Raw genomic sequence first — 12,237 nt, forward strand, 5'->3', positions numbered from 1 at the left:
TTAGGTCTTAGACCCTTCCCATCATAGTCAGACGGATTTAAAGCACAGTCTTTTGCCAGTATCACCTTCATGGGTTTTTAGATTGCGGCCTGTGCCGCAATTACGGAAGGTTTTAATTAGTAGAGTCACCTTTTGATACTCATCAATTAATAACAACTATTTTACCTGTGTGTTTTTGACACGCTTCCGCCCTTTGGTTTAGCTCCAATAGGCATTTTAAATCTCAGCATTTTGGGGAAATAATTATTATTTTTTATACATTCAGCCATAACGTAAGGCTAAATATCATAAAATATACAAACATCTAAAGATTTACTTATGCAACGTGCTTTATTAATCGAGTTTTTCTATTGCTTGATTTTCTATTGCTACTTCACTTTCTTGACCGAGCATTTTAATTAATATAATGCATCGCTCTAGGCCATCTTTGGTTTTATAAATGGCTTCTAGACCCTTAAACGGGCCTTGGGTGACTTGTACTTTTTCACCTTGTTGGTAAGTGAGTAAATCATCTAATGATTTATGGTCACTGCCCTCAATGTTTTGTTTTATTTCTTTGATTAAATTCTCGTTCAGTGTCGCATAATTTAAGCCAAAGCGAACAAAACTACCAACACCTCGCGTTGAGCGAATAGCATTAAAATTTGCCTCGCTTAGATCAAGGTTAATAAATAGATAATTTGGGAATAGTGGCTGCAATGATACCGACTTAACTCCTTGTCTATTTGTTACCTTGGCTATTTTAGGTAAAAAAACTTCATAGCCTTGGTTACTTAAGTTGTCAAAAGCACGCTGTTCTTCGCGTGGTTTACTGGTTAATAAAAACCAATTATGTTTCTTTATGTTTGACATACTTATACTTCATGTTCTTTTAGTTATGGATTCCAGCTTAAGTTATAACTGGAATGACGTCACTACTTTCTAGATTCTAGCTTAATGCACTACTGTAATGACGATACTATACACTGAAGCAATGGCGCAGCTGCTTTCTAGATTCCAGCCTAAGTAATAACTGGAATGACGTGATTGTGTACACTACTGGAATGACGTAACTGCTGGGTTACTTATCTGATTTATACTCGTAGTTTGAGTATCCGTAATATCCGTAAGCGTTACTGGCTTTTTTTAGCACACCGTTGAATACCACCCCTTTTACATCGATACCGTTTTGTTCAAAACGTTGGCGAGCATAATCTATTTCTTTAATACCATTTTGACCAAAGCGCGTCACTAGCAACATACTTCCGGCATGGCCGCCAACAATGGCTGGATCGGTTACTGCTAAAATAGGCGGTGTATCGATAATGATAATATCGTATTGTGTTTTTATTTCTGCAATTAACTTACTGAAATTAGCATGCATCAGTAACTCAGAAGGGTTGGGCGGTACTTGACCACGGGTAATGATGTCGAACCCTGCTACATCAGTCGACTTAGTCACTTGCTCTAGGGTTTGTTGTCCTGATAAATATTCAGACAAGCCATTTTTCCATGCGAAGTCAAAATGCTTATGGATATAACCTTTACGCATATCCGCATCTATCAATAACACTTTCTGACCACTCTGCGCGAGCACTACACCTAAGTTCGTTGATATGAAAGACTTACCGACCCCTGGAGAAGGACCAGAAATAGCAATAACATTATTTTTTGCTTCCATCATGGCAAAGTGCAGGCTAGTACGTAAGCTACGCAATGCCTCTATCGATAAATCTGCCGGGTTATCTACCGCTAATACCTTTTTTCCTGTTTGTTTTTTTCTTTTCTTGCCAATCATTAAATCTGACAATTTGTCTTGATAGGCTGAAAAAGGCACACTGGCATATACTGGCATGCCAATCGCTTCTATTTCGCTTGGGTCTTCAACCCCTTTATGTAGTGCTTTTTGTATCAGTACTATCGCTATCGCTAGCATACCGCCTAGCATGGTTGCCATAACCGCAATTAATGATTTTTTAGGTTTTACTGGTTTAGTAGTATTCACTTCAGCGACATCAATGATACGGACATTACCGACAGTACCGGCACGGACAATATCTAACTCTTGCACTTTGCCTAACAGCATCATGTAAATTTCGTTACCTACTTCAACATCGCGCTTTAAGCCCAAGAGTTTTTGTTGCATCTCAGGTAAATTCGCTATTTTTTTAGCTAAGCCATCGCGTTGTTTTTGTACTGCGGATATTTGTTCAACAATACCTTGATAATTAGGGTGGTTACGTTTGAATTTTCGTGACATCGCTAAACGTTCTAAGTCTAATTCTTGTAACTTAGTGTCAAGCTCAACGATTTGCTCTAATACGCCTTGTGTTTCTAAAGTGATATTGACCGATTTTTGATTTTTCTGGTAATCATTAAATAAGGCTTCTGAGCGTTCTAATTCTTTTTTAATTTCAGGTAATTGTACTTCTAAAAAATCGAGTGATTTTTTAGCTTCAGCAGAGTTACGTTCAACATTGCGGCGTACATATATTTGGGCTATTTCATCTAACACCCTTCGGCTATATTCTGGGTTTTGATGTTGAAAGCTTAAATTAACTATGCCTGAATCTTTGCCTTTTTCACTGGCGCCAATAGCCGCTTGTAAATCAAGAATGGTATTTAATCGGTCTTTACGAGAAACAATAAATTCTGTACCCGCTCGGGCTATTAATGTTTTAATGGTTAGCGTATAAACACCATTGGTGACTTCTTCGCCGACTTTACCGGTTAGAATTTTTTCGCCCGCTCCTGAGTAAAGCGTAAAAGTATTATTTTGACCTGCTTGCACAACAAATGCTTTATTGATGGCATATTTAGGGATGTCAAAACGAAACACGTTAATCTTCTCACCACCCCATGCATAACTTGTCGCGCCAAACTTAGCTTCTGCGACATCATTAGGGTTAATAGGATTGAATTTTCGAAAGCTACGACCACCAATAATAGGAAATAAATTGGGCTGTGTGACTATGTCTAACTGCAGTTTATCTACTGCTTCACCAATAACAGAGCGTGATTTTAATAGCTCAATTTCGGTTATTGATTTAGAGCTACTTTCAAACATGCCCGCCATGTCGTCTAAGCCGGGGACTGAACCGCCACTTTCTTCGACTTGGATCATTGCCGTTGCTTTATAGATAGGCGTTGAAAACATGGCGACAGCAACACCGACCAGCATAAAGATAGCCGTAGTGATACAGATAAAAAACTTACGATCGACTAACGCGCCAAAAAGTGACATTAAGTCAATTTCGTTGGCTGCTGCATTGATACTTTGCTGATTTTTGACTGTTGGCTGAGCTATATTTTCATTGATTGACATATTAAGTGTACTTTTAATAAATGTAACTGACTTTAAACTTTTTGTTTTACGTTAAGTTTAAGTTCTGGTTTAAAGGTATTTGGTCCAAGCAGAACAGGCTTTATCAACTAATTGATAAACATGCTCGAACGCTTCTTGACTTTGACGGTAAGGATCAGGGATTTCAGTATTATCAATCCATTTTCCTAACAAGAAGGTTTTTCCCCTGGCCTGTGGATATTTACCTAACAAATCGCTTAAGTGACGTTCTTCCATCACTAAAATCAGATCATTTTCGGCAATTAATGCTGAACTGAGTTGTCTGCCTTTATGGCCACTCATATCAATATTATTACTTAAGGCAATACTGGTTGCCGTTGCTTCTGCGCTATTACCGACCAATGCAGTTAGGCCTGCTGAAGAAATTTTTATATGGCTTTCGCCGCCCAACTTCTCTTTTAATTTGTCTTTTAAAAGGTATTCACCCGTAGGGCTTCGACAAATATTACCAGCACAAACAACTAAAATATTATTAAACATCGCCATTAGAAGAAATTGCCATCTGTTTTAACATTGGAAATCTTTTCAAGTGCTGTAATAGTAGGTACAAGTTGACTGATTAAACGATTCCAACGGGCAATAGGCGCTGTGGTAACGTATACGATGTCGCGAGGCTGTAATTTAAATTGATCGGCTAATACCAGTGCAATTACGTTTTGTGCATGTAATTGATAAACATCAGCAATAATGCCTTCTTGGTTGTCTGGGCGTTTACGTAATACGAATACACCGTTGGCATTGGCCGTTTGTTCGTTTAAACCGCCTACGTCACTTAACGCTTCAGCAAGGCTTAAACCATAACGATTAATTTCAATGCTACCGGCTTTGTTTACATCGCCAAGAACAAATACTTTTTGATTGTCGGTGCGACTTACATGGAGGATATCACCGTGTTTTAGTAAACGGTTTTGAGTGATATCGCCTTTGGTATAAAAGTCGTCTAGCTTAATGATTTCAGTTTCATTGTTTCGTGTAAAAGTGACTGTACGCCAATCAGCTCTTGCACTTAAACCGCCCGCTTGGTTAAGTGCGTCGATTATGGTCAGGGGAATTTCGGTAACTGGGTATACGCCTGGTTTGTTTACTTCGCCAGTAACATAAGCTCTTTGGCTATTAAAACCGACTATTTTTATATCTAGTTGTGGTTTTTCAATCACTCGGCTTAGTTTTGATACTAATATCGCGTGTAATTGTCGAATGGTTTTACCAGCAGCGGGTACATTAGCGGCATAAGCATAGGTAATGGTGCCATCGGCTTGAATTCTAAAACCGTCAAACGCAGCGGTTCTTTGAACAGCTGCTGGGATAGTCAATTCGGGATGATCCCAGACGCCAATAGATAAAACATCACCAATACCTAGCACATAATCATAACCTTCGATGGCCATTGGGCTATGCTTTTTAGCTTTAGTGTAAGCTTGTTGGTTGTCTTTTAATTGAGAGATAAGTGCCGAGTCAATAATGGAGATATTAACATTCGATAAGTCTTGCGCTAGCGTAGAAGTCTCAGGTTCAACATCAACCCCTTCCATATGACTGCCAGGGATCATACTACAACTACTCAGCATCAATAATGACAATGAGACAACTAGTTTTTTAGAGTATTTTAACATCGTGTAAGTTTATTCAATCCTTCGCTAAGTAAGTCAACTGCCGTGTTGTTTTGAAATTTTTGATGTTTATTGTAAAAACATCTTAACAATGCGTACAGTTCTCGCTTTATTATTATAGTCTTCTTAAACACCATATTAATTAGCATACAAGTGTAATTGCGTGCTTTCATCTAAACGACATATACATTTCAATATATGAAGGTATGGAGCCTAGAGAGTTAAAGCTGTATTGCGCAGAATAATACGCAAGTTAATAAGTCTTGTCTAGTCAGAAAAAGAGGAAAGTTCAGGATACAGAGTTCTGATGTTGTCATGGTTAGTATATTTCAGTCTCTGTATGACATGTTATCCCTTATCGTCATGCTGAATTTGTTTCAGTGTATGTATAACCTGTTATCCCTTGTCGTCATGCTGAACTTGTTTCAGTATCTGGTTTTTGTTGGTTAAGTACAGATCCTGAAACCGTCATGCTGAACTTGTTTCAGTATCAGGATGACGGGTCGGCTTTAGGGTGACGGTGTCGGTTTTAGGTTGATGCTGCCCTATTCTCGTCATGCTGAATTTATTTCAGTATCTGGTTTTTGTTGGTTAAGTACAGATCCTGAAACGAGTTCAGGATGACGGTGGAGGTATCAGGATGTCGATGGAGGCTTAAGATAACGGGTCGGCTTCAGGATGACGGTTGGGGCTTTAGGGTGACGGTGTCGGCTTCAGGTTGTTGCTCCCCTATTCTCGTCATGCTGAACTTGTTTCAGTATCTGGTCTTTGTTGGTCAAGTACAGATCCTGAAACGAGTTCAGGATGACGGTGGAGGTATCAAGATGACGCTGGAGGCTTTAGGGTGACGGTGTCGGTTTCAGGTTGATGTTCTCCTATTCTCGTCATGCTGAACTTGTTTCAGTATCTGGTTTTTGTTGGTTAAGTACAGATCCTGAAACAAGTTCAGGATGACGGTTGGGGTGTCAGGATGACGGTTGGGGTATCAGGATGACGGTTGGTGTGTCAGGGTGTCGGTGTCAGGATGACTAAGTACATGCGCAGGATGAATGTGGTTACTTTAGGATCACTTAGGGATCTTTCGTGTTAGCTTTGCTTTTTATAGGTCTTTACTGAGATCTTGCCAATTGGGGTTTATTTGTTCTATTAAGTTTTTCTTCCAGGCTCTTCGCCAGTTTTTAAGTTGCTTTTCTCTTGTTATCGCATCATACATAGTTTCGAATGACTCAAAATATACTAATTTATTTAGGTTATATTTATGGGTGAAGCCTAAGGTCAGTTTGGATTTATGTTGATAGACTCTTTGGGCTAATTGACTCGTTACACCTATGTATAGTGTGGTGTTTTTTACATTTGTCATTATATAGATATGTGGCTGTTTCATCTTGACGACCTTGTCAGTAGATAAATTTTTTTGCTAGTTTTGATATTTCTGGCCAGTCGTTATTAATCAGGAATTGTTTTTGCTTTTTAGTCCATCTTCTAATTTCATTTTCTATCAGTCTTGCTTCTTGTTCAGTTTTAAATTTTTGTTGGTGGACAAGTTTTACCGGGGGCTTTATTTCGGTACCTACTAACAGTTGGTGATATTTATCGTATTTTGCTAACACTATTGCAAGCTCATCACAGCAGCCGGTGTGGTAGCTACCATCGACCGACTGTAATATATAAATATAAACTAATGTATTCATACTAAGCCCCATTTATTAACATTATTTTTACATATGGTTAATATTGTAGTAGAGCTTTATTGTTTTGTCAGTGTCAGGTTAAATTTAAAATATATGCCATACATCATTAAAAATTATCAGGGCAATGTTTATCGTGAGGTATTGTTGAGGAGTAAGTAAAAACAGCATTGTATTAACAATGCCGTTGATTTTTTAAATATAGCTTGAAACTTTACAGTCCACTAATTGCCGCTATTGCAACCGCTGTGTTATACATAATCGTTGTGGCTGTTGTCCACAAGGTTAAATTGTTCATGTACTCTGAATCAAGTGGTACAACAATTGAGTCACCTGGTTTTAAAGCTGAGTCAGCACCACCGCTAAACCAATTGCTTTCTTCAAACATTTTGATACTGCCATTTGATGAAATAATATAAATTCTCTCATCATCAGCACGTTTTTTTAAGCCGCCGCTTTGTGTTATGTAGTCTTCAACACTGCTTGATGAATCAAACATATGCGAGCTGTTCACTTGCACTTGTCCCATAACATTAATTGAGCGGTTCTGCGTTGGGATGTAAAGTACATCGCCGCCTTCTATTGCAATATCATAATCATTTTTGGCAATAACTTGCGGTAAGTTAATAACTAAACGCCCTAGTGGCTCTACCTTAGAGAGGTCTGCTAGTAACGATTGAATTTCACTATATGAAGTTATACCACTGTTACTTGATAAAGACTTAGTTGCCATTTCAATACGTAAGTCGGCACTTACTTTAATTAAATTTTGTTTTTCAAGTTGTTTTAACTTTGTTCTTGAAAAGACAGAGCCATTAGGGTCTGCAAAAGCCGTTAATCCTCCGGCTTTATTGATAATGCTTGATAAGCTATCACCACGACTTACTGTATATTTACCCGGAAAAAGGACTTCGCCGCGCAACTCAATAACATGATTCGCACTCCATGAAGGGATACGGTGAATATTAAGGCGGTCTTTGCTTCTTAGTAAAATATTGTCTTGTTCGATATTGTTTAGGGCATTAACTAAATGAATATTTTTAGAAGTTTTTACCGAGTTAATACCGCTCATTTCGTTACGTGTTAACTCAGCTCTTGATAAATACGCTGACTCTTTAACGCCACCGGCCGCTAAAATTAAATCGATTACGCGAGCCCCTTTTCCTAATGGATAAACGCCCGGAAATTTAACTTCGCCATCAATTTCAATTAACTTTACCGCTTCACCCACACCAGCTTGGTAACGGAGTTTGTTAACAATAGGCACAAGTAAACGTTGACGAGAAAATAATGCCATTTCACGAATGGTTACATTGTCATGCTCTGCGCCGCTATTAATATTATCGATAGAGGTATAGATTTTTTCATCTTTAGTCTCGGCCATAACATCGTTTTGTTCATGGATTTCCCAAAACTCTTTTTGCTTACTGGTTTCAATCGCTAAGTTTCTTTCTTTCGCTAAAAGCTCTTCTTGGGTGTAGGCCAGTTCATCTAATAAAAATTGTTCTTCAGAAAACTTAAAGGCTTTAGAGAAGATGATAATTTTATCATTACTGCTCAGTTGAATATTGCTCTTAGAACTTTTATCAGCAAAAACCTTAACTAAATTAAACTGTAAAATTTCAATATTACGCGCGCTATCAACTTCTCTAACAATAATGCCGTAATTTAAATCGGCGTAAGGTAATAGGTGAGAGTCGGCATTGGTAATAACGTCAGATAACAACATGTTATTTTGTAACTGGTATTTACCTGGACGCGCTACAGCGCCTATTAAGGTAATTGAATCAACATATAAGTCTGAGCTTTTTAATACTCGGATAAAGTCGCCTGCTTGTACTTTTTCAGCTTTTTGGCTTTTATCAGATAAATCAATATTTAAAATACTGCGTAAATCGCTTTTGTTATAACGCTCAACGATAGTAGATTTTGGGTAAGCCGCCGGTAAAAGTCCGCCAGCCATTTTGATAACACTGGCAAAATCGTCTGCTTGGCTTAATTCATAAATAGCAGGGCGTCTAACTTCGCCGGCAATTGACACTGACTTGCCTTGTGGTGGAATAAAAACGACATCGCCAGATTGTAATAAAATATCACTTGATGAATCACCTTCAATCAATAAGTCATATAAATCGACTTGTTGAATCAGCTTACCTGAACGTTTTACTTGAATATTTCTTAATGAGCCAATATCACTAACACCACCGGCAGCAAAAATAGCATGGGTAACGGAAGATAGTGAACTTAAGGTGTAGGGTCCGGGTTTGTATGCTTCACCTAAAACAAAGATACGCATCGAGCGTAATTCAGCCAGGCTAACCACTACATTTACACCGATGATTTTTTGTTGGATTTTGCTGACAACAAAAGATTTTAATTCTGAGAAAGTGAGTCCTGCTACGCTAATAGGTCCCAAGGTAGGGAAAACCAACTCCCCTTCACGTGTTACCGTTAATTGCATTTCGCGGTTTTCTTTACCAAAAACCTGTATTGATACTGAGTCTCCGGTACCTAAAATATACCCTTCTGGTATGGCAATATCCATTACCGGAGAAAAAGTTGCTGGGGCATTAGCAAATACATCTAAGCCGAAACGCGGTAATGTTTTAAAAATCGCTTCAGCTTTCTCAGTTTCCTCGGCATCTTTAACTTTAAGGTTGTCATTGTTAAAGCTATTAATATCACGTGGCGTTATTAATGTATTAATAGGAGAATTTTGTACATTACTGCCGGATAACTGTGCTTCAATGGCATTTAAATCGATGCCCATACTTTTAGCTAATGCTTGTTGCTGAGTTTTAGGTAACTTTTTAAATTGCTCTATTTGCTGAGCAGACACTTGCTGGGCATGTAAATTTAAAGAAAGCGCAAAAAGTAAAAAGGTTGCTATAAGATAGCGAGTAATGTTCATCATTGGGGCAATAAATTTCCTATAAATGCGAGGCGTAACATTAGCTAAATATTTACAAACCATATATCTGAATAATGGTTCAATATATCGACTAAATAAGTTCTGAAATTAACGGGTAGAGTTTATCAGTAACGAGCTATTGAATAAAGTAACTTGCTTACCTTTTATAACGCCAAATAATTCATTTTAGCGCTGTCAGTTTATTATTTTCTTTCTGAGAAATCACAAAGGTAACTAAAACATTACATCTGCTTAATCAAATCTCGCTGCCGAACTATTGCCTTTCATGGCAAGCACAGGTATAACACACGCTGACTTTCGCAAATAAATTTGACAATAATTACAGCGCAAAGAACTTTTTTCAATATTTCAAAATGTTTTTAGCGAATTAAAATAATAATATTTAACTGTAATTTTCACTTATCTTAGAGGATTTTTTTATGAGTAAACCTGATACAGGTTCTTTTTTTGGCCATCCGGCAGGGTTACAAACACTGTTTGTTACAGAAATGTGGGAGCGCATGAGTTATTACGGTATGCGTATGCTACTTGTTTTATTTATGACTGCTACATTACAAGAAGGAGGCTTAGGGTTAACCGTTGCTTCTGCAGCGGCTATATATGGTTTATATACCGGTAGTGTTTATTTTATGGGCTTGCCAGGCGGTTGGATAGCTGACCGATTAATTGGTGGCCAAAAAGCGGTTTGGTACGGCGCAATCATTATTATGATTGGCCATATTATTTTAGCCATTCCTAACGACACAACATTTTTTATTGGTTTAATCGTCGTTATTTTAGGTACCGGTTTATTAAAGCCTAATATTGGCGCTATGGTTGGTCAATTATACTCAGATGAAGATGTACGCCGTGACAGTGGCTATGCTATTTATTACATGGGTATTAATTTAGGCTCAGTTATTGGTTATGCAGTTTGTGGCTACTTAATGGAAAATGTTGGTTGGCATTGGGCGTTTGGCGCCGCGGCTGTTGGTATGGCATTAGGTTTAATTCAATACAAAATCACTACACCTAAGCTTCAAGGTATTGGAGAAAAGCCGGTATATCCTATGTCAGATAAAGCACAAAAGACCAGCTGGGCGATTATTGGTATTGTTTTAGCGTTTGTTACCTATGCTACTTTTCAAGGACTTATAACTATTGTCCCTGTTACTGTCGCTCAATACGTTGCCGTAGCATTTTCTACAATTTTCGTTATTTATTATGCGGTGATATATTTTGGTAGTAACCTAACGCAAAATGAAAAGAAAAAACTCTGGGCATTATTGCTGATTTGTATTGCATCAGCTTGTTTTTGGTCGGGCTTTGAGCAAGCCGGTTCATCGATGAATTTATTCGCACGTGATTATACTGACCGTGTTATTGGGTCATTTGAAATACCTACGGGCTGGTTTCAATCTGCAAACTCCTTTTTTATCGTTTTACTATCACCCTTTTTTGCGGCTTTATGGATTAACTTAGGTAAAAGACTGGTGAGTCCTTCTTATGGCATTAAGTGTGCTGTTGGATTAATCATCATGGCGAGTGGTTTTATCGTGATGTTTTTTGCTGCACAATACGCTGCTTCAGGTATGAAAGTTGCCCCTTACTGGTTAGTAGCAACTTACTTCCTACATACAGTTGGTGAGCTTTGTTTAAGCCCTGTAGCATTAAGTGCGGTAAGTAAATTGTCACCTAAACGCTTTGCAGGACAAATGATGGGTGTTTTTGTTTTAACCTACTCAATTGGTAATATTATTTCTGGTTTATTAGCAGGTAATTACGATCCAAATAACGTGGCACAAATACCTTCACTCTATATTCAAATTAGCTTATTTAGCATTGGTATTGGTTTAATCATTTTATTAATCGGTTTCAAATCTAGATTTTGGGAAAATTTGCCTGATGATTCAAAAGCATCAACGGCAACAACTAACGCTTAGTTAACTGTTTGTAATCGTTAAATGACTCTAAAAGCCAACATTTATTGTTGGCTTTTTTATCGCTGGCTTTTACTGCAACTTATTCCATGTCTTTAAGCCTTATTCTTTATAGGTTGATTAAATATGATGAAAACAAGAGATACTCTTCGCCAAGAAATTCGCTATCAACGCAGCTTATTAAACACTGCTCAGCAAGCAGAACAATCACTTTTATTGTCTAAAAAACTGATTAAAGATAAAGTAGTTAAAGGCGTTAAACACATCGCTATTTATTTAGCGAATGATGGTGAGTTAAATACTCAGCCTTTTATTAACTGGTGTTGGCAAAATAGCATCGCGGTATATTTACCGGTAATACACCCTTTTAGTAAAGGTAATTTACTGTTTTTAAAATATACTGAAAACTCTATTCTCGTCAAAAACAAATATGGCATTTTAGAGCCTAGGCTTGACGTTCGAAACATAATAACGCTCGCTCAGCTTGATATAATTTTTACTCCTCTAGTTGCCTTTGACCCACAGGGTAATCGCCTAGGTATGGGGGGCGGTTTTTATGACCGAACACTTGCTGCTTGGCATGCTCAATATCAACAAAACAAAGAAGCTACACCCTTGCCAGTTGGTTTAGCTCACGATTGCCAAAAAGTTACCGCTATTCCCTTTGAAAGTTGGGATATTCCACTGCCTAAAATTATCACGCCAACCACCAGCTATAACTTCGACATTTAAAGATCTGCTGATA

Annotated in this window: 9 protein-coding genes; 2 read left to right on the forward strand and 7 right to left on the reverse strand. The window is 37.9% G+C overall.

Annotation, left to right across the window (positions count from 1 at the left end):
• Window positions 1-333 precede the first annotated feature (333 nt).
• From rfaH to ESZ26_RS07225, 7 genes are all read right to left on the reverse strand, one after another.
• Entirely contained in the window at window positions 334-852 is a 519-nt protein-coding gene (gene rfaH / locus ESZ26_RS07195; protein WP_146799071.1) for a transcription/translation regulatory transformer protein RfaH, read from the reverse strand.
• A 208-nt stretch (window positions 853-1,060) separates the two neighbouring features.
• Window positions 1,061-3,304: a polysaccharide biosynthesis tyrosine autokinase gene (locus ESZ26_RS07200; protein ID WP_146799072.1), complete on the reverse strand. Its 2,244-nt coding sequence runs from the start codon at window positions 3,302-3,304 to the stop codon at window positions 1,061-1,063.
• A gap of 69 nt (window positions 3,305-3,373) precedes the next feature.
• Window positions 3,374-3,823: a low molecular weight protein-tyrosine-phosphatase gene (locus ESZ26_RS07205; protein WP_146799168.1), complete on the reverse strand. Its 450-nt coding sequence runs from the start codon at window positions 3,821-3,823 to the stop codon at window positions 3,374-3,376.
• A gap of 5 nt (window positions 3,824-3,828) precedes the next feature.
• Window positions 3,829-4,956, reverse strand: coding sequence for a polysaccharide export protein (locus ESZ26_RS07210; protein WP_146799073.1), 1,128 nt, complete (start codon window positions 4,954-4,956; stop codon window positions 3,829-3,831).
• A gap of 1,096 nt (window positions 4,957-6,052) precedes the next feature.
• Window positions 6,053-6,337, reverse strand: coding sequence for a GIY-YIG nuclease family protein (locus tag ESZ26_RS07215; protein ID WP_146799074.1), 285 nt, complete (start codon window positions 6,335-6,337; stop codon window positions 6,053-6,055).
• Between the two features lie 13 nt (window positions 6,338-6,350).
• A complete protein-coding gene (locus ESZ26_RS07220) occupies window positions 6,351-6,644 on the reverse strand; it encodes a hypothetical protein (protein ID WP_146799075.1) in 294 nt (97 codons plus the stop codon).
• 211 nt (window positions 6,645-6,855) lie between these two features.
• Window positions 6,856-9,555, reverse strand: a complete 2,700-nt coding sequence (locus ESZ26_RS07225; protein WP_170246329.1) for an SLBB domain-containing protein — start codon at window positions 9,553-9,555, stop codon at window positions 6,856-6,858.
• 437 nt (window positions 9,556-9,992) lie between these two features.
• On the opposite strand from ESZ26_RS07225, the gene ESZ26_RS07230 reads away from it, so the two are divergent.
• On the forward strand, window positions 9,993-11,495 hold the full coding sequence (locus tag ESZ26_RS07230) for a peptide MFS transporter (protein ID WP_146799077.1): 1,503 nt from the start codon (window positions 9,993-9,995) through the stop codon (window positions 11,493-11,495).
• Window positions 11,496-11,618: 123 nt separating this feature from the next.
• Window positions 11,619-12,224 (forward strand): 5-formyltetrahydrofolate cyclo-ligase, encoded by a 606-nt coding sequence (locus ESZ26_RS07235; RefSeq protein WP_223271596.1) that lies wholly within the window; start codon window positions 11,619-11,621, stop codon window positions 12,222-12,224.
• Window positions 12,225-12,237 lie beyond the last annotated feature (13 nt).

It is taken from the genome of Colwellia hornerae (genome assembly GCF_007954355.1).
In the GTDB taxonomy this organism is placed as follows: domain Bacteria; phylum Pseudomonadota; class Gammaproteobacteria; order Enterobacterales; family Alteromonadaceae; genus Colwellia_A; species Colwellia_A hornerae.